Source organism: Bacteroides timonensis, assembly GCF_000513195.1.
Classification (GTDB): Bacteria; Bacteroidota; Bacteroidia; order Bacteroidales; family Bacteroidaceae; genus Bacteroides; species Bacteroides timonensis.
On sequence record NZ_CBVI010000016.1, the window covers coordinates 134,596 to 155,356 of the forward strand.

The following is a 20,761-nucleotide window of genomic DNA, read 5'->3' on the forward strand; positions in this document are numbered from 1 at the left end:
CAAATATACGTTTTATAGTTTTTTCTGCTTCAATCTGCCGTCTTTATCATATAACATTTTACCATAAACGATCTCAACAATCAACGGGAAAACAAACAAAGCAAAGAAAGTAGCCCCGATCAGACCTCCGATAATAACAATGGCCAGCGGTCGCTGCGACTCGGAACCGATTCCATGACTCAGCGCCGCAGGCATCAGGCCGATAGCCGCCATTGCAGCCGTCATCAGCACGGGCCGAACCCTGGAACGCACACTGGTTTTTACAGCATCGGGCAACGCCAGCCTCGCCTGCAAATTGTGTTTGATATCGGATATCATAATCACTCCATTTTGGATACAGATACCAAAAAGAGCAATGAACCCGATACCGGCAGAAATCGAAAAATTAAAGCGGGTTATGAGCAAGGCAGCAATACCGCCCACAGCGGCAAAAGGTACATTCAGCAATACCAAACCTGCATCCCGTGCATTGGAAAACAGGATGAAAAGAATGATAAAGATGATAATAATGCTGACAGGAACCACCTGCGTCAAACGTTGAGTAGCACGTTGCTGGTTTTCAAAATCTCCGGTCCACTTCAAAGTATATCCCTCGGGCAAATGCACTGCGGCATTCACTTTCTTCTGAGCCTCAGCAACGGCAGTTCCCATATCTCTACCCCGGACCGAGAATTTCACGGCACAGAAACGGGCATGATTATCACGGAAGATAAGTAAGGGGCCGGTGATAGTCTTTATTTCCGACAGTTCCTTAATCGGCACCATCGTACCATCCATAGCGGGCACTAGTATTTTTCCTATCTCATCTTCGTTGCATCTGAATTCCTCTTTATAACGCACCATGATATTGAACTTCTTCTCATCTTCGTAAAGCAAGGAAGCCGACTTACCTCCAATCGCCATTTCGATAATGGACTGTACATCTTCTTTAGCCACTCCATAGCGTGCGAGCTTATTCTCATCCAGTTCTATGCGCAATTCCGGCTGTCCGATATTTCGTATTACCCCCAAATCTTCGATGCCGTCCACGGTTCCCAATATTTTATAAATCTCTACGGCTTTTTTCTCAGACTCATACAGATCTTTACCGAAAACTTTCACAGCTATAGAACCCTTTACACCGGAAGCCGCTTCTTCCACATTATCCGTAATCGGCTGGGAGAAGTTAAAGTCTATACCCGGGTAAATCTCCAGTTCATGTTGCATTTTGTCAATCAGTTCCAGTTTGGTAAAGCCGCTTTCCCAGTCCTTTTCCGGATAAATATCTACGTGAAACTCGATATTATAAAATCCAGTGGCATCGGTTCCGTCATTGGGGCGTCCGGTCTGAGACATCACCTGTTTCACTTCAGGGAAGCTTCTCAACTTCGCCCGCATCTTGTTTGCGAGATTGACGGACTCATCCAGAGCTATACTTTGCGGTAAAGTGGCACGGATATAGATAGAACCTTCATTCAACTGGGGAAGGAATTCCGTTCCGAGGAAAGAAAACGCATACAGTCCCACCACTGCCACAAACGTAGCAATTGTAATCGTCACCTTGCGATAAGCATAGCAGACATCAAACAAAGCGGAGGATTTCTCATTAACAAAGCGGAGGAACCTGTTATTCTTTTCACGTACATTCTTCTTTAACAGCATGGCCGAAAGTACGGGTACCAGGGTCAGGGTAAACACCAATGCCCCCAACAAAGCAAAGCCCAGCGTAAAAGCAAGCGGTGAAAACATCTTCCCCTCTACTTTCTGGAAAGAGAAAATAGGAATCAGCGCCGTGATGATAATCAGTTTGGAGAAAAAGACCGCTTTCGCCTTATCTTTGGCAGCATTACGGATCAATCCCATCTTTGACATGACATTGAATGCCGGCATTCCCACTTCACGCGCTTTCTTGTCAAGAACTACAAAGATACCCTCGACCATCACCACCGCACCGTCTATAATAATACCGAAATCAATGGCTCCCATAGACAATAAATTGGCGGACATACCCATTATACGCAGGCAAATGAAAGCAAATAATAATGCTAATGGAATGACCACTGCCACCACCACGGTAGTCCGCCAATCCGCCATAAATATCAACACAATGAAAGTCACAAACAGGATGCCTTCTATCAGGTTACGTGTCACTGTGCTCACAGCCAGATCTACCAGATTCTCACGATCATAGAAAGGTACGATCTGCACATCCGATGGCAGCACTTCTTTATTGATATAGGCTATTTTTTCTTTCAGGGCTTTAATCACTTCACCGGGATTCTCCCCCTTACGCATCACGACAATACCTTGCACGACATCGTCTTCATCCATTCGGCCTACTTGTCCGAGACGAGGCAAACAGGACTCGTGTACATCTGCCAGGTGTTTCACCAGAATAGGAGTACCTTTCACATTTTTCACAACGATATTTTCGATTTCTTCCACATCGTTGATTAGTCCGATACCCCGGACAACATAGGCCTGGGAGCTTTTTGTGATCACATCACCACCGACATTGATATTACTTTTCTCTATGGCTTCAAACAATTCCAGAGAGGAAATATCGTAATTCCTCAATTGATTGGGATTCACACTGACCTCAAAGGTTTTCACCTCTCCACCGAAACTTACAATATCGGCCACACCGGATACGGAACGTAAATTCCGCTCGATCACCCAGTCCTGAATGGTTTTCAGTTCACGAACTGATTTCTTCTCACTTCTCAACGTATAACGGAAGATTTCTCCCGTAGGACCATACAACGGCTGTACTTCCGGAGTAACGCCTTCCGGCAAGTCAGCATCATTCAATAGATTATAGACCTGTTGACGGGCTGTAAAATCGTCTACATGATCTTCAAACATTACATTCACCACCGATAGTCCGAACAAGGTGGTAGAGCGTATATCCGTCTTCTTTTGTACGGAGTTCATTGCTATTTCAATAGGGATAGTAATGAACTTCTCCATCTCCTCGGCGCTCCGCCCGGGCCATTGGGTAATAACAGTTACTTTGGTGTTGGTTACATCCGGAAAGGCATCTATCGGAGTATGCTTGAAAGAGACAATTCCTGCAATAACCGCAAGTACTGTAAAAAAGAATATGAAGAACTTATTCTTCAAAGAGAAAGCTATGATGTTGTCTATGAACTTATGCATATCAAATTCTTTATCTGTTATTCAGCATTCAATGCGTTATATACCAGCAATGTGTTTCTATTCAAGATACGGTCGCCCTTCTGCAAGCCAGATTGTATATAACACCGGTTCCTTAACTGTTTATACACTTCCACTTCCTTTACTTGCAGCTTGCCGTCTTCGCCTGCCGTCACTACATAATTCTTTCCATTCTCAAAGATCAGGGCATGTAAATCAATGCAGGGCATCGTATCATCCGTTGATTCGCATTGTACATATACATTGGTAAACATGCCGGGTTTCAACAGATAATCCGCATTACGAAGTTTAATTCTCACACTCATGGTTTTACTTTCTTCATCGAGGATGTGGTAAACCTTATCAATACTCCCTGTAAACTCTCTGCCAGGATAGGCCAATGCCGTGATACGGACAGGAGCACCTTCTTTCACTTTGCGGATATCACTCTCATATACATCGCCCATAATCCAGACATTATCCAGACCGGATACCGTGAATAGTTCTTCACCCTGGTCGGAGCGTATCTGCATATCTTTATTCACATGCTTCTCCACCACAAAGCCGGTCATCGGTGATTTAATCTCATATCTGGATTCATCGGACAGATTATAGATGGAATAAACTTCCTTCAGGCGTCTTTCCTCCGTCACGGCACTCACCAACTCCTGGCGGGCCTGCAATGTGTCGCGGGCCGAAGCCATGCCGGCATTGTACATATCTTGCGCAACATCCCAGTTGCGGCGGGTTACGGCCACTTGTTGTTCCGCATCCTTCAGCTGTTTCTCATATTCCGCCACTTCACCGCTCTTGACCACAGCAAGCACTTCCCCATTATGTACGTAGTCTCCCACCTCGGCATTCACAGCAATCACCCGTCCACCGAACATTGGAAAAACCTGTACCACTTGCTCCTGATTAAACGTCACACGACCGTTCAGCGTCAACTCGTCAATTAAGATACGTGTATGTACGGTATCTATACTGACAATTTGCATCAAACTATCTGTCAGACACATCTCCGGAGATACTGAAGTTTCATTATTATCTTTTGTCGAGCAACTGCTCAAGAATAGTACTGCACCTATAAAAACCTGTAAAATCCTGTTCATATCCATTTCTTAGTAATTAAATATATTTCGTCCTACTACCGTATTCAAGTTTTCCATAGCCAGAAAAACATCTTTCCGGGTCTCATACAATTGCAAACTCGTTTCCTTATAACTCTCGTAATAATCGACAAACTCCAGCATGCTGATATTACGCTTACGGAAATTCTCGTTCACCCCTTCAATCAACCGATTGAAGTTCTTTTCCAAATCATCGTCTGCTGATTGATAAAGTTCCATAGCCTTTTCCAGACGGGAATATGCCACATACAGTTCCGAGTTTGCCCTGTTCTCTGTGTATTCTTTCTCTTTCAGGCTTTTTTCTATTTCCAGTTTGGCTGACTTGATATTACCCTGATTCCGATTGAAAATAGGAACGGAGAAGCTAAGACCTATTGCAAAATAATTGTTGATGAAGTTTCCTGCACGATCGTAAATCCCCTGAATAGCAAACTCCGGAGCAGCCAATGAACGCTGTAACTTCAAATTCGCTTTGGAAGCCTCAAGCATAGAGAAGGCTAACCGTTGGTCGGGGCGGGAAGGTAACAAGGAATCCAGATCGGCCAGTGACAGACCAGACAATTCCAACCGACTCAGCATCGTTTCATCCAGAAGTATTTCTATCTCCTGAGTGACCGGCAAGTTTAATAACATCTTCAGATTCCCCCTCTTCGATACCAATTCATTTACTGCATCATTCTTCTCCTTTTTCAGTGATAACAGTAATGCCTGCATACGGGATAATTCCAACAATGAAATATTCCCCTTCTCTGTCATATTCTTATAGAATAGCAGCAGTTCCTCTAAAGAAGTGATCTCCTTATCATAAATCTGCACGGACTTGGTTAGGAAATACATTTCGACACAGGTTTCCTTCAACTCACTGTTTAAGGTACGTGCTACTTCCTCAAATTGCAATAAAGCGGATTGGTGATTGATCTTTTCCAGACGTATTCGTTTGTTGCGTTGTCCGGCAAGATTGATGGCTTGTTCTATCTGCACTCCGGACTCTCCTTCTTTCCCCAAATCAAAATATTTACCGTTCAGGCGGTTATAAATATTCTGCTCCAATGTGATAACGGGGTTATCAAATAATTTAGCCTGCACCACTTGTGCCTGTGCCATGTCTACATTGTAATATTCGGCAACCAGTAAAAGATTGTGAGTACGGAAAAGTTCCTCCGCCTCCTTCATCGTCAACTTTAACGGATTCGATTGCGCCCACAGGCTGCATGAGAAAATAAGAAAAAGAGTAAATGTAATCTGCCTCATCATTGTTTTATCAATTTTGAGGCAAAAGTACAACTCCTTAAAAATTAAGGCTTCCGGAACGGATTATAATAAACTTATACGAGATTAGAAAATGATTAGAAATCACTTTATGGAAGGATGGAACGGTGTGCACCCATCTTTTCATAAGGCAGCGTAAACCAGAAAGTAGAGCCTTTACCCAACTCAGACAGCACTCCGATCTCGCCTTTGAGTTCCTTCACGATATTCTGTGAAATAGCCAGCCCAAGTCCGGTTCCTTGTTTGAAAGAATCGAGCTTTACAAAACGGTTAAATATATCCGCCACCTTTTCAGGAGGGATACCGGTACCGGTGTCTGTCACAAAGAAGCGTATATAACCATCTTTGGGTTCTTCATACCCGAATGTGATACTCCCGGCGTTCGTAAACTTCATGGCATTACTGATGAAATTATTCAGCACCTGGGTAATTCTGCGCTGGTCAGTGTATAAAAGAAGATCCGGCATAGGCGTCACTGCACATACAGCGACATTCGCATTCGGTTGCCTCATCCTGGCAGCCTGCTCTATTTCAGATAACATCTTATTTACGTCTATATTTGCATAGACATATTCCAGTGTACCGGCTTCTATCTTTGATAAATCCAAGATGTCATTGATCAGTTGCAACAATATATCATTATTCTTACTAATGATACTGAGGTATTCTATCCGTTCTTCTTCCGATACATCTTCGGCCAGTATACTCGAAAAACCAACTATTGCATTGAGCGGAGTACGTATTTCATGGCTCATATTAGCCAGGAAAGCTGATTTTATACGATTGGACTCCTCAGCCTCTTCTTTAGCCAGGCGCAGTTTACGTTCCAGAATCTTCTGGTCTGTAATATCCCAAGCCGTATAGAGAATCCATTTACGTCCATCGGAGAATGAAACTATATTATTATTCTGGAAGGTAAACCGTTCCTCGTTCTTATTCGTAAAGAAACGCCTGGTACCGGATTGGGCAATTCCCGTTCTTACCAATTCTTCATCTTCTTTCCTGATCATCGTTGCAGCCTCAGGCATTATATCGAAATCAGTTCTTCCAATCGCCTCTTTAGCTGGATATTCAAAGAGCTCTTCAGCCTTTTTATTTATAAAAGTATAACGCATATCATTATCGACATCTTTCACTTTGGCTGCAATAGGAAGCTTATCGAGAATATTTTCAAGCAAATGCAGATGCTCTTGCCACTCCGTTTCTCTCACTTTCTTGATACGCTTGTGCATAAAGTAAAATAGCAGCAGGACAATAGCAGTACCCAATACAATCACAACATAAATAATATTCTTCTGGATAAAACTGGGCGGAACATCACAATAAACCGCATTTTTAGGAAAGTGATCTAATGCAACTCCCTTGTCAAGCAATGTCTGGTAATTAAGATAGGTATTGGGCGTACCGGCAACAATCGTTTTCGCCCCGTATGTACCATCTTTTTTCAGTGCACTTCTAATTTCACCGATAACGGTACTTTCCACATCGGAACTGCCTATATAATGTCCACCGGCAAATAAAGCATGAACCCTTGTGAACTGGTCAGACAACGAGAATACCGGCTTTTTAACTATACCGGAAATATAAGAATGCATTCTCTCATCAGGATAATATTTCTCAGACAAATTCTGACTGGCTACATTCACCCATGAACAGTAAATAATGCCTGTTTCTCGACCAGATCCGCTAATCTCGTGAAGCATCGTTTCTGTATTTGTCTGAGGATAAGTAATAAATTCCATATCCAAATCAGAAAAGTACTGCTGATGTATTTCTTCTGCTTTTTTCCGAATTAGAGAACAGATAAATCTGTCATCCGATAACAAGACAACCTTTTTCATTTCAGGAGTAATCTCCTTCATCAATTCTATGGTTTCTCTAATGCAAACAGGAATATTTATGGCAGTCACATTATACCGTTCCAGCATTTCCGGTGTAGCGATAATCTGATCTTCAGGTATATATTCACCATTGTAATACTTATTTATATCAGCCGACGTATGCGGCATCGAGTGGCAAATAATTGTAGGTACCCCTTTCCAGATAGTGTCAAAAAGCGGTTTGCAAACGTACCATCCCGGATCGCCTACAAATATGACGGCTTGGGGAGGAACAGAATATTTATCCTTTAGATAATCAACCTTCTGATCTATTTCCTGTTGATTATTGAAATGCCATGTTGTGAGAGTCTCCGAATATACCTTCACCGAATTTTCTTCATTGAATGCCTTTTCTACAGTTTCAAGCAGATCATAAGCCCATTTCTCACGAAAAGTGGAAGAACTGATAAGAACAATATACTCTTGATCTTTCGTATCAGCCATCGCCTTGGGCGCCAGAAATAAACAAGCGAAAATAGCAACCGCAAGTATTCGAAATGTCAAAGGGAGATACAGAAGTGTATTCTGATTTGGCATATTGGGTAAATATTAAAATATAAAATGGCAAAAGCTTCTCAACTATCCTTCGCAAAGTTAGGAAAAAATAAATGCCTAAGAAATATCCAATGACAAATTTGCATATTACGTTCATTTTTTGTTGTTTATATCCGTATTAAACATAAGTTGTGATATAAAATAGGGTATGACGTTGATGAAATAGAAAAAATGTCGCATTTATAACTTGAATTCAAGGCTTCAATAAAAAGTTGATAGTATCTACTCTCACTACCCTCACTTTACAGATAAATCATTAATAATAAAAATATTAAGTGTGAGTGAGAGTAACTTTTAAGAGTGAGTGTCTCGTCCTGGTTTTGGTTGACTGGTTTTTATAATTAAGATTACCGCAATTACTTACCCCAAGTATATGGTATTCATTTGTTTTACATCAAGAGTATTCCTATCCGGAACTAGGAGAAATATCATTCACCCTTAGGAACAACTGGGTGTCAACCAAGATTAACAGGCCTGTTAGCCAAGGTCAATCGGCCTATCAACCAAGGTTAACAAGCCGATTAGGCAAGGTTGGTATACAATAGAGCTTAAGATACTGATGCAACACAGACCGAGCAAAAGCAAATGATTACCCGGTCTTTGAACGATTAATGAAGTGGCACAAGGACTAAAAGTCCTCATACATTAGATAAGCTGAAAGAATAAGAGCTAATAGTTTAACTGAGTTAAAACTCTGAGAATAAGAGCAGAGCATCTTAGCTTGATCCCAAATCAACGCATTATAAGAAGTAGAAAAGAAAAGCGGAGAGAGTTTTTCAACTTTCTCCGCTTCAGTACCCAGACCCGGGGTCGAACCGGGATGGAAGTGAATCCACTGGTGTTTGAGACCAGCGCGTCTACCGATTCCGCCATCTGGGCATGCTTGATTTCTCAATTGCGGTGCAAAGATACGGCTTTTTTCTAAACCTGCAATACTTTTCCTAAAAAAAGGAGAAAAAAGTCATAAAACATTCTACAAACATTCCATGTTTCCAAAATATAGTGTACTTTAGCAGAAACTTTTAAAACAAACGATATGACAACAAATAAGGATAATTTCTGTGTTATCATGGGTGGAGGTATCGGCAGCCGCTTCTGGCCGTTTAGTCGAAAAACACTCCCTAAACAGTTTCTGGACTTCTTTGGCACAGGCAGGTCATTACTGCAACAAACCTTCGACCGCTTCAATAAAGTTATTCCCACAGAGAACATACTTATCGTTACAAACGATTTATACGCAGATCTTGTAAAGGAGCAACTGCCTGAATTGAATCCCGAACAAATTTTGCTGGAGCCTACACGCAGAAATACTGCTCCGTGTATCGCATGGGCAGCTTATCACATTCGCGCATTAAACCCGAATGCCAATATCGTGGTAGCTCCATCCGATCATTTGATTCTGAAGGAAGGAGAGTTCCTTGATGCCATCGAAAAAGGCTTGACGTTCGTATCTCAATCAGAAAAGTTGCTGACTCTCGGTATCAAACCGAACCGTCCCGAAACAGGTTATGGTTACATTCAGATAGCCGAACAAGCAGGAGACAATTTTTACAAGGTGAAAACCTTTACCGAAAAACCTGAACTGGAGTTAGCCAAAGTTTTCGTAGAAAGCGGAGAATTTTATTGGAACTCCGGCCTCTTCATGTGGAATGTAAACTCTGTCATCAAGGCCGTGGAAGCACTACTTCCCGAACTGGCAAGCAAATTGATTCCTGGTAAAGATGTATACGGTACTCCTGCCGAAAAAGCATTCATCGACGAAAATTTCCCTGCATGCCCCAATGTATCCGTCGACTTCGGCATCATGGAGAAAGCAGACAATGTATATGTTTCATTAGGAGATTTCGGCTGGTCCGATTTAGGCACATGGGGTTCATTGTATGACTTGTCCCCAAAGGACAAAGAAGGAAATGTAACCTTGAAGTGTGAGTCTCTAATGTACAACAGTAAAGACAACATCGTGGTGCTCCCACAAAACAAACTCGCCGTTATTGATGGACTGGAAGGCTATCTCATCGCTGAATCGGACAATGTATTGCTGATTTGCAAGAAGGATGAAGAACATTCTATCCGTAAATATGTAAACGACGCACAGATAAAATTAGGGGAAGATTACATCTAATCGGATATCGGAATTTGAAAGCATAGACTTTCAAACCAGAATAAAGGGAACGGGGGCTGAAATGGATTCGGCCCCCGTTCTTATTATAAAAGGAAGGAGTTTTATTTTTAGAATGCAGCACGAATCGCTTCGGCAACTGCTTTAAATTCTTCATCAGAAAGTTTCAGCTTTGGATTAGAGAACAGCATGTCCGACTCTTTCTGCATAGGAATAAGATGAATGTGCGCATGAGGTACTTCCAGACCAATCACTGCTTCACCTACTTTCTTGCAAGGAAAAGCCTTCTCAATGGCACGAGCCACCTTCTTGGCGAAAACATGCATTGCTGCCAGATCTTCATCATCCAGATCAAAGATATAATCCACTTCCTGCTTGGGAACGACGAGCGTGTGCCCTTTCACCAGCGGATTGATGTCCAGAAATGCAAAGAACTTATCATCCTCCGCCACCTTATAGCTTGGTATTTCACCTGCGATAATTCTACTGAATATTGTTGCCATAACTTTTATGATATATAAATTAAGGCAAGCCCGCATGCGGACCTGCCTTTACCTTAAAATGAAATGTTCACTACTTCAAGATTAACCATGCCCTGCGGCACTTTGATTTCAGCTACATCCCCCACTTTCTTACCAAGTAAACCTTGTGCAATGGGAGTGTTAACAGAAATCTTTCCTTCTTTCAGATTAGCTTCGCTTTCCGAAACAATGGTATAAATCATCTTCATGCCATTCTTTATGTTCTTCAGTTCCACCTTGTTCAAAATCTGCACGGAATCCGTTTTCAGCTTGGACTCATCAATAATCTTGGCATCTGCTATAATCGTCTTCAATTTATTGATTTTCATCTCAAGCATGCCCTGCGCCTCTTTGGCGGCATCATACTCTGCATTCTCCGACAGGTCACCTTTGTCACGTGCTTCGGCAATAGCAGCCGAAATCTTAGGACGTTCTACCGTCTCCAATTCTTTCAGTTCGGCCATCAATTTCTTGTAGCCTTCTTCTGACATATAAGCCATACTTTTTTCCTCCTTTTTAGTTTCTAAATGGTATTATATAACAAAAAAGAATTCCAACATGGTCAGCATGCTGGAACCCTCTTCCGATTTTTCTTTTGCAAAGATAGCCTTTTAATTAATGCGTGTCAAGCAAAAATTGCTGCTATGTAACATATTTAAATAAAAACTTCTAATTTATAACAAGTTACAACAGTGCTTTCACCGCAGCGTCCAGGTCTTTTATAGTCTCTCCACGAGCGCTCAACTCACTTTTCCGGTTAATCAGGAACAGAGAAGGAACCTCCTTAACGTTGTACATAGCGGCCACATTTGAGTAAATTCCATTTGCATCTCTTACAGAAATCCAAGGCAGATTATCAGCCGTTGTTTTCCAGAAATGCTCGTCAGCATCCAGTGAAACCTGATAGATCACCAGTCCTTGATCTTTATATTTAGTATAAAGGTCATTCAGCAAGAAGTTATGTGGAGCAGAAGCTGCACTTTGGTAAATAGTAAAGTCCAACAAGACTACTTTACCCTTCAGATCGCTCAACTTATGGGTATTCCCCTTCATATCACGAAGGCTGATATCGATGATACCGGTTTCGGAAATAACTTCTTCCGGCAACTCCAGAACTTTCTGTTGCGGTGTACGGGTATTCTTCATTCCCTTAATCACAATATTATAGAGATTCTTGGAGCGATCTGCATGTGGATAATAATTATTCAGACTGGTGGCAACGGCTGCAAAGCACTTAATATCATCCTTGCTATTCAAAGGATCGAAGATAAGGTAATTATTCAGTTTCTGGAACAGAGCAAAATAAGCGGCAGCCGTATTGGGAGCTGCAAAAATATATTTAGTTTTCACCTCATCCTTATAATCTTTCATCAAGGTAGCCAGTTTTTCTTCAAAAACATCGGCGCCTATCTGATGAGCCTGCATCTTCTTCACTAACTCATTCACCTCATTCTGCAACTGCACTTGCTTCAACGTCAATTCCTTTATCTTGGTGCTGTTTGCCGAACCTTCTACCGTATAAGCCGTAGCAAAATCAGTATACGGCGCTTTCAGTCCGATAGTTTCCGTAGAATCCACAGAGAAATTGATAACCTTGTCGTCCACACGAAGGCGGTAGAACTCCGGAGATACCGGACGTGTTTGTTTGAAACTGAAAGAACCGTCACCCTTCAACTTTACAGAATCCAAGGGCACGATGCCCTCCAAAGCAGCAGCTTCCAGGTACAGCATTTTACCATCGGCACCTGAAACTTCACCTTCAACTTTGAATTTCGGTTCAGAATTACATGCACTTAAAGCCAAAGCGGCAAGTGCAACAAAACAGATCTTTTTCATATTTAGCTTCTTAATTTCTATTAGAAAGAACGTGCAAATATAGTTCTTTTCAAGTTTAGTCAAAGCATTTTCATTGCTTCTTCCACATGGAAACCTAAAAAAATAGTCAATTATAAACTTTTTTATCTCATTCCCACCTGATTACATGAATTAATATGTATCTTTGCACGAATTTTGAAAGAAAATATAGATAAAACATTTTTTATGATTAACCCAATTGTTAAGACGATCGAGCTCCCTGATGGCAGAACCATCACACTCGAAACGGGAAAGCTGGCAAAACAGGCAGACGGTTCTGTAATGCTTCGTATGGGTAACACCATGCTTCTTGCTACTGTTTGTGCCGCTAAGGACGCAGTTCCCGGAACAGATTTCATGCCGTTACAGGTAGAGTACAAAGAAAAATTCTCCGCATCTGGACGTTTTCCCGGCGGTTTCACCAAGCGTGAAGGACGCGCTTCGGATTATGAAATCCTGACCTGCCGCCTTGTTGACCGTGCTCTCCGCCCCTTATTCCCCGATAATTATCACGCAGAGGTATATGTAAACATCATCCTCTATTCCGCCGACGGTATTGATATACCGGACGCACTGGCAGGGCTTGCCGCTTCTGCCGCCCTCGCAGTTTCAGATATTCCTTTCAACGGACCTATTTCCGAAGTACGCGTAGCACGCATCGACGGACAGTTCGTTATCAACCCTACTTTCGATCAACTGGAAAAAGCCGACATGGACCTCATGGTGGGTGCTACTTACGAAAACATCATGATGGTAGAAGGTGAAATGAGTGAAGTTTCCGAACTTGACTTGCTGAACGCCATGAAAGCAGCCCACGAAGCAATCAAAGTGCAATGCCAGGCTCAGAAAGAACTGGCAGAGGCTGTTGGTTCTACCGTAAAACGCGAATATTGCCACGAAGTAAACGATGAAGAACTGCGTAAAGCCGTTCACGAAGCTTGCTACGCAAAGGCTTATGCCATCGCCGCTTCCGGCAACAAAAATAAACATGAACGCATGGACGCTTTCGATGCTATTCGCGAAGAGTTCAAAGCACAGTTCAGCGAAGAAGAGCTGGCAGAAAAAGCAGCACTGATCGACCGCTACTACCACGATGTAGAAAAAGAGGCTATGCGCCGCAGCATTCTGGACGAAGGTAAACGCCTTGACGGACGTAAGACTGACGAGATCCGTCCTATCTGGAGTGAAATCAACTACCTGCCCGGACCTCATGGCTCTGCTATCTTCACTCGCGGTGAAACTCAATCCTTGTCTACCGTTACCCTCGGTACAAAACTGGATGAGAAGATTATCGACAACGTACTGGAACATGGCAAAGAACGTTTCCTGTTGCACTATAACTTCCCTCCGTTCTCTACCGGAGAAGCCAAGGCACAACGTGGCGTAGGCCGTCGTGAAGTCGGTCACGGACATTTAGCTTGGCGTGCACTGAAAGGACAAATTCCTGCTGACTACCCGTATGTAGTGCGCGTAGTATCCGATATTCTTGAATCTAACGGTTCTTCTTCTATGGCTACCGTATGTGCCGGAACACTGGCATTGATGGATGCAGGTGTGAAGATCAAACAACCGGTATCAGGTATCGCTATGGGATTGATCAAGAATCCGGGCGAAGACAAATATGCTGTATTGTCCGACATCCTTGGTGATGAAGACCACTTGGGCGACATGGACTTCAAAGTGACAGGAACCAAGAATGGTATCACCGCTACTCAGATGGATATCAAGGTAGACGGTCTGTCATTCGAAATCCTGGAACGCGCTTTGAACCAGGCTAAAGAAGGACGTATGCACATCCTTGGTAAGATTCTGGAAACTATCCAAGAACCACGCGAAGAACTGAAACCTCATGCTCCGCGCATCGAAACGATGACTATACCTAAAGAGTTTATCGGTGCAGTAATCGGCCCTGGTGGTAAGATCATCCAAGGTATGCAGGAAGAGACCGGTGCTACAATCACTATCGAAGAAGTAGACAACATCGGAAGAATAGAAATCTCCGGAACTAACAAGAAGAGCATTGATGACGCTATGCGTCTTATCAAGGGCATCGTTGCCGTACCGGAAGTTGGCGAAGTATACAAAGGTAAAGTACGTTCTGTAATGCCTTATGGTGCTTTTGTTGAGTTCCTGCCGGGTAAAGACGGTTTGTTGCACATCTCTGAAATCGACTGGAAACGTCTGGAAACAGTAGAAGAGGCCGGTATCAAGGAAGGTGATGAAATCGAAGTGAAACTGCTTGATATTGATCCGAAGACCGGTAAATTCAAACTTTCCCGCAAAGTATTGCTTCCGAGACCGGAAAGACAAGAAAGACCTGAAAAGAAATAAGAAACACCTTATTCTTCAGTATATAAAGCCCGACGGAAACCCGCCGGGCTTTCTTTTTGTAAAAAAGGAAGCGAAAAACCAGAAAAACCTTTTCATACTTTTGCGTATTCCAAAAAGATTATGTTACTTTACCCTATAAACCTTAAATAAGAGAGATTATATTTAAAAATGCCTGTTACCGGTAACCTATATACTATGGATTTATTTTCTCGTTTCTTTCGGGAGAATCAGGAAAAGTTTCTTGCCTTCGCCTATTCCTACATCAGAAGCTGGGCAGAAGCAGAAGATATTCTTATGGAATCCATGATTTCTCTGTGGGAATGCCGCGACCGCTGGGAAGAAGATAAAGGTCTGCACGCATTGCTCCTTACCATTATCAAGAATAAGGCACTCAATTACCTGGAACACGAACAAACCCGCCTGCGTATTGAGGAAGATTTGAATTCGCACCGTCAGCGCGAGTTAGATTTGCGTATTGCCACATTGAAAGATTGTGAGCCCGACAAGATTTTCAGTACGGAGATACAGCATATCGTAAACAAAGCCTTGGAAAAGATGCCACCACAAAGTCGCGAAATCTTCATGCTCAGCCGTTACAGTAACCTGCCAAACAAAAAAATAGCCGAACAACTGAATATCTCTCTCAAAACAGTAGAATTCCATATCACCAAAGCCCTACGTATTCTGCGTGTGGAACTGAAAGATTATCTTGCCTCTATCCTACTTTAGTAAAACTCTCCTGCTTTTCTTTGATAATATAAATAAAAGATATATGTTTGCAAAATCAGTAATATTGCTGGCTATTAAACATGGTAGTTATGAGATATATTGTAATAATATACTACGTGCTTATCGAGGGAGAACAAGTTTTCGAGACCCTGAATGTCAACAAGAATATTGAAGCAAACTCTCCGGAGGAAGCCATAGGCATTGCTTACAATCTATTTAAAGCCGAAGCTCCGGATGAATGTTACATTGTATCCATAATTCCCAATCCGGCAAGTTAATACCGGCAATTAATTAATTTCCTGTCACATTCCATAAAGCTCTGATGTGCCTCCGGTGCATCACACGGATATTCTATGCGCTTACGTTTGGAGTATCCGAAAAACAGAACAAAGCTATCCGCTCCATACCCGGTTCTTATCTTCTTCGTACCCTCCTCGTACCTGCTTCGCTATTTTCATCCTCCTATAGAAGCGAAGAAGGAACGAACCGGATACGGCTCAGAAGAGTTCCTGACCAAAATTACACATCTCATTCCGCCTGTTTCCAGAGCATCACTTCCTGACAATTTCTCTGTTTCCAACTCATTTTGAAGAAAAAACAAAAAAAGTTTCATTTTCCGTTAGGGTAGTTCCAAGTTCACCTGTATTAATTATAGAGGGGCAGAAAAAACGCCCTTATTCAACAAACAAATTAAGTACCTTATGAACCAAGAACTATTATATAAGTATTTTAAAGGAACCGCCACCATTGAAGAAGAAAAGCGCATCCTTGACTGGGTGGAAGCCTCGGAAGAAAATCGGGAAGCTTTCTTGAAAGAACGTATGATGTTTGATGTCGCCTTATTCTCCGACAGACAAAGTGCCGGAAAAAAGACATTCCGTCTGGCTCCGATACTAAAATGGGGAATACGCGTAGCAGCCGTTATCATCGTAGGCGTATGCGGTTATTTCATGACTAATGATTATCTATATAATCAGGCATCCCTGCCACAAACAGTAACCGTCCCCGCCGGACAACGTGCACAAATCACTCTTGCCGATGGTACGCGAGTATGGCTGAATGCACAATCCACATTGACCTATGCTTCCAACTTTGGGCGTGGCGAAAGAAACGTAGAACTGGATGGTGAAGCCTACTTTGAAGTGACAAAAAACAAAGATATCCCCTTCTACGTGCACACAGAGATGAACAAAGTGAAAGTCGTAGGTACCAGCTTTAATGTTTGTGCTTACACAGGAAGCAAAGAGTTCGGTACCACATTGGTAGAAGGCATAGTAGATATTTATCCTGCCAATAGCAATCAAATGATTACCCGCCTGCAAAAAGACGAAGTTTTCTTGAATGAAGACGGGAAATGTAAGAAAACCATTCTCCCCTCTTACGAATATCTGCGTTGGAAAGAAGGATTATACTGCTTTGATGACGCCCCTTTCAATGGTATTCTCGGTAGACTGGAAAAATACTATAATGTAAAAATAACCGTCGCTAATCCTGAATTGTTGAATTATGGGAGTTTTACCGGCAAATTCCGGGAACAAGACGGTATAGAACACATTCTTCGAACAATCTCTAAAGATCATCCTTTTGAGTTCACGATCAACGAAGAGAAAGACTCAATCACCATCTATAAGAAGTAATTTGATATCAAAGATAAAACCTTAAAATTTAGTACTAACCTCTTAAACAGAAAAGCATTATGAAATAAAAGAAACAGTCAACCAATTCCCCCCACAAAAAAGATCGGAAAGTACCCCCATACTTTCCGATCCGAAACAGTCAAAAATCGACCTTAATCAATTTATTAACTTAACACATTACAAAGATATGAGAAAAATTTCTTTGAATGGGCTTTTTTGCCCAAAAAGTTTAGTATTTAAGCAAATATTACGAACTATGAAGATCACACTATTCCTTCTCTTGTTTGTAACGTTCCAAGCGTACAGTAGTAGTAGCTACTCTCAGAATGCCAAAATCAGCATCCCCCGCTCTGAGTTGCGAGTAAGCGAAATCCTCGATAAAATCGAGGCTCAGACTGAGTATTTGTTTGTCTACAATAAGAAGAGTGTGGACGTGCGCCGCACCGTAAATGTAGATGCAGACAACCAGCCAGTGTCCGAAGTTTTGGATGAAATATTCAATGGCACCGACATCAGATATGTAATGGAAGGCAAGAATATTGTGCTGACCAAACAACATGAAAAGGCCAGTGAAATCATTGCTGCCGTACAACAAGAAAATATCTCTATAAAAGGTGTTGTTACCGATACCAAGGGTGAACCCATTATCGGTGCCAATGTTGTGGAAAAAGGAACTACAAACGGTTGCATTACCAATATAAACGGTGAGTTTACACTAAATACACCGACTAATGCAACGCTGGTTATCAGCTTTATCGGATACCAGCCTGTAACGATTGCTCTCAACGGGCAAAAAACTCTCAATGTGCAGATGCAGGAAGAAGCACTGTCACTGGAAACGGTGGTAGTGACGGCTATGGGTATCAAGCGCAAGTCATCCTCACTAACTTATTCTGTACAACAAGTTGGAGGTGACGACTTAACCCGCGTTAAAGATCCCAATATGATTAATGCACTAGAAGGTAAAATTGCAGGCGTTACAATCAATAAAAGCGCTTCCGGTTTGGGAGGCTCGGCTAAAGTTTCCATCCGCGGTATTCGTTCGGCTTTTGAGGGAGGTAACAACCAGCCTTTGTACGTCATCGATGGTGTTCCCATGATGAATTCAGCCAAAGAAACGACTTCTTCAGTCATGGGTGGTAATTCAGACTCAGGTAACCGCGACTCCGGTGACGGTATATCCAATCTGAACCCGGACGACATTCAGACAATTTCCGTACTGAAAGGCGCTTCTGCGGCCGCCCTTTATGGTTCGCAAGCAGCAAACGGTGTTATCATGATTACTACTAAAAAAGGAAATGTAGGTTCAACCCGTGTGACTTATTCTGCCAATGTTACATTTGACCGTGCCATTTCCACACCTGAATTTCAAAACTCCTATAATTCAAAATGGGAAAAAGGAAATATCAAAGACCATGACAATGTAGGAGATTTCTTCGGAACCGGCGTTACAGCCATTAACTCTATTTCCTTATCAACAGGTAATGCAAAAGCGCAAACCTATTTCTCCTATGCCAATACAACCGCCAAAGGCATTATTGAAAAGAACAAACTGGAACGTCACAACCTAACCTTCCGTGAAACAGGTAAGTTCTTCAATGATAAGCTCACATTGGATGGAAACGTTAACGTCATGCGCCAGGTAGGTCGCAATCGCCCGGTTACAGGTGGATTATATATGAATCCGTTAGTAGGACTTTATACCTTCCCGCGCGACCTGAACATGGCAGATTATAGGAGTGGAGAAGTTCTTGACGAAGTACGTAACATGCCAAAACAGAATTGGTACAAAGATCCCGAAACCCTGCAAGGAATGGAAGGCAACCCTTATTGGTTAGTCAATCGCATCAACACGAAAGACACCCGTACGCGTACCATTGCTTCTTTAAGTGCGAATTGGGAAGTCACTGACTGGTTAAAATTTCAAGCCCGCGGTACAGCTGATTACATCAGTGACAAATCTGAAGAAAAGACATGGGCTTCTACCTCAACAACCTTGACAGGCGGTAGTTGGGCGGATAAAACAGACAATGGACGTTATGCCTATGCAACCGGAAGTGATTTCATGGCCTATGGCGACCTGATGGCCATGTTCAATAAGACATGGGGCAAATTCAGTCTGAATGCGGCATTAGGAGGTTCTATCAACTATCAGAAGTCCAACAATTTACGAATTGACTCTCATACATCTGGTTTATATTATCCAAACGTATTTACACTGACGAATATTAAATATAGTTCTTCTACTGATATGTCAGTGACGAATGAAGCCCGCCAAGTAATGCAATCAGTATTCGCCACTGCCCAATTAGGTTGGAACGAAGCACTTTATCTGGACTTAACCGCCCGTAATGACTGGTCTTCCACCCTTTACGGTACCTCTAAAATGGACTCCGGATTCTTCTATCCGTCAGTTGGTTTATCATGGCTAGCGCACAACTCTTTCGAACTGCCCGAGTGGATTAATTTTGCAAAAATACGTGGTTCTGTCGCTCAAGTCGGAAATACGTTGCCATTATATAAAGCAAACCTGCAACCGCGCATCGCCATAGGCGGAAGCATCAACCAGGTAACAGATTATAATGACGGCAATCTGAAACCAGAAATCTCAACTTCCTACGAAGCAGGCTTCGAGATGAAGTTTTTCCACAATCGTTTTGATATTGACTTCACTTGGTATAAGACATTGACTAAAAACCAATTCTTGTTAGTGCCAATGCTTCCGGGGTCTGCCTATAAGAACCAAATGATCAATGCTGGTAAGATCAGCAATAAAGGTATTGAATTAACCGTAGGCGGTGTGCCCGTACAAAATGAGAACTTCCGTTGGAGAACACAAGTTAATTTCTCTACCAATAAAAATAAGGTAGAAAAACTCGCAGACAACTATAAAGTATTTGCTTATGGTTCAGGCGTAAACATGGCATACCGTATGATTGTTAAAGAAGGCGGTTCACTAGGTGACCTTTACGGTAACTCATTCAAACGCGATGAAGCAGGAAAAATCGTACTGGATAGCGAAGGACTCCCTGAACTCAATACAGACCGTCAGCAATATTTAGGTAACAGCCAACCTAAATGTACATTGGGCTGGAGCAATACGTTCAATATCTATGGTGTATCGGTTAATTTCCTGATAGATGCACGCATTGGCGGCGACGTAATGTCATTCACCCAAGGACAACTGGATGCCCATGGGGTAAGCAAAGCCGCCGGCGAAGCACTGGATCGTGGATATGTCGAAGTCGAAGGACAGAAGTTCACTAAAACAGAAACGAAAGACAACATACAGGGATTCTATGCAAGAGTCGGAGACATCAACGGATGTACGGAATACTATATGTACAAAGGAACCAATATACGTTTACGTGAATTATCCATAGCTTACAGCCTTCCGGAAAAATGGATGGAAAAGACGAAAGTATTCAAAGACATCAATCTCTCATTAGTGGCACGCAACTTATTCTTCATCTATAAAGATGCTCCATTTGATCCTGACGCACTGATGTCAGTAGGAAACGATATGCAGGGTGTAGACGTTTTCGGCATGCCGACTACCCGCAGCATTGGTTTCAATGTGAAATTTACATTCTAACGTATC

The 20,761-nt window shown here is 42.4% G+C and carries 13 protein-coding genes and 1 tRNA gene; 6 read left to right on the forward strand and 8 right to left on the reverse strand.

Annotated features, from left to right (window positions below; all coding sequences use genetic code 11):
* Positions 1-12: 12 nt before the first annotated feature.
* The 5 genes from BN161_RS05560 to BN161_RS05580 all read right to left on the reverse strand — a co-directional run bounded on the left by BN161_RS05560 (position 13) and on the right by BN161_RS05580 (position 8,848).
* Entirely contained in the window at positions 13-3,138 is a 3,126-nt protein-coding gene (locus tag BN161_RS05560) for an efflux RND transporter permease subunit (protein ID WP_044263677.1), read from the reverse strand.
* Between the two features lie 17 nt (positions 3,139-3,155).
* Positions 3,156-4,253: an efflux RND transporter periplasmic adaptor subunit gene (locus BN161_RS05565; protein WP_081743633.1), complete on the reverse strand. Its 1,098-nt coding sequence runs from the start codon at positions 4,251-4,253 to the stop codon at positions 3,156-3,158.
* 3 nt (positions 4,254-4,256) lie between these two features.
* Complete coding sequence (locus BN161_RS05570) at positions 4,257-5,519, reverse strand: TolC family protein (protein WP_044263679.1); 1,263 nt, start codon at positions 5,517-5,519, stop codon at positions 4,257-4,259.
* Between the two features lie 104 nt (positions 5,520-5,623).
* Positions 5,624-7,858, reverse strand: coding sequence for a sensor histidine kinase (locus tag BN161_RS05575; protein WP_244436421.1), 2,235 nt, complete (start codon positions 7,856-7,858; stop codon positions 5,624-5,626).
* Between the two features lie 906 nt (positions 7,859-8,764).
* Positions 8,765-8,848, reverse strand: a tRNA-Leu gene (locus BN161_RS05580).
* Between the two features lie 157 nt (positions 8,849-9,005).
* On the opposite strand from BN161_RS05580, the gene BN161_RS05585 reads away from it, so the two are divergent.
* Entirely contained in the window at positions 9,006-10,091 is a 1,086-nt protein-coding gene (locus BN161_RS05585) for a mannose-1-phosphate guanylyltransferase (protein ID WP_007211966.1), read from the forward strand.
* 107 nt (positions 10,092-10,198) lie between these two features.
* Here BN161_RS05585 and BN161_RS05590 read toward each other — a convergent pair whose 3' ends face one another.
* The 3 genes from BN161_RS05590 to BN161_RS05600 all read right to left on the reverse strand — a co-directional run bounded on the left by BN161_RS05590 (position 10,199) and on the right by BN161_RS05600 (position 12,445).
* Positions 10,199-10,591 (reverse strand): HIT family protein, encoded by a 393-nt coding sequence (locus BN161_RS05590; RefSeq protein WP_029426613.1) that lies wholly within the window; start codon positions 10,589-10,591, stop codon positions 10,199-10,201.
* Positions 10,592-10,644: 53 nt separating this feature from the next.
* Positions 10,645-11,109 (reverse strand): transcription elongation factor GreA, encoded by a 465-nt coding sequence (gene greA / locus BN161_RS05595; RefSeq protein WP_007211964.1) that lies wholly within the window; start codon positions 11,107-11,109, stop codon positions 10,645-10,647.
* A 184-nt stretch (positions 11,110-11,293) separates the two neighbouring features.
* The gene (locus BN161_RS05600; RefSeq protein WP_044263687.1) at positions 11,294-12,445 is read right to left on the reverse strand and encodes a TlpA disulfide reductase family protein; all 1,152 of its coding nucleotides are present in this window, start codon (positions 12,443-12,445) and stop codon (positions 11,294-11,296) included.
* A gap of 204 nt (positions 12,446-12,649) precedes the next feature.
* Here BN161_RS05600 and pnp point away from each other — a divergent pair, with 204 nt between their 5' ends.
* The 5 genes from pnp to BN161_RS05625 all read left to right on the forward strand — a co-directional run bounded on the left by pnp (position 12,650) and on the right by BN161_RS05625 (position 20,755).
* Positions 12,650-14,794 (forward strand): polyribonucleotide nucleotidyltransferase, encoded by a 2,145-nt coding sequence (gene pnp / locus BN161_RS05605; protein WP_044263689.1) that lies wholly within the window; start codon positions 12,650-12,652, stop codon positions 14,792-14,794.
* Between the two features lie 168 nt (positions 14,795-14,962).
* On the forward strand, positions 14,963-15,523 hold the full coding sequence (locus BN161_RS05610; RefSeq protein ID WP_044263692.1) for an RNA polymerase sigma-70 factor: 561 nt from the start codon (positions 14,963-14,965) through the stop codon (positions 15,521-15,523).
* Between the two features lie 89 nt (positions 15,524-15,612).
* The gene (locus BN161_RS05615) at positions 15,613-15,801 is read left to right on the forward strand and encodes a hypothetical protein (protein ID WP_007219491.1); all 189 of its coding nucleotides are present in this window, start codon (positions 15,613-15,615) and stop codon (positions 15,799-15,801) included.
* Between the two features lie 423 nt (positions 15,802-16,224).
* On the forward strand, positions 16,225-17,160 hold the full coding sequence (locus BN161_RS05620) for a FecR family protein (RefSeq protein ID WP_044263693.1): 936 nt from the start codon (positions 16,225-16,227) through the stop codon (positions 17,158-17,160).
* A 187-nt stretch (positions 17,161-17,347) separates the two neighbouring features.
* A complete protein-coding gene (locus BN161_RS05625) occupies positions 17,348-20,755 on the forward strand; it encodes a TonB-dependent receptor (protein ID WP_044263695.1) in 3,408 nt (1,135 codons plus the stop codon).
* The last annotated feature ends 6 nt before the right edge of the window (positions 20,756-20,761 follow it).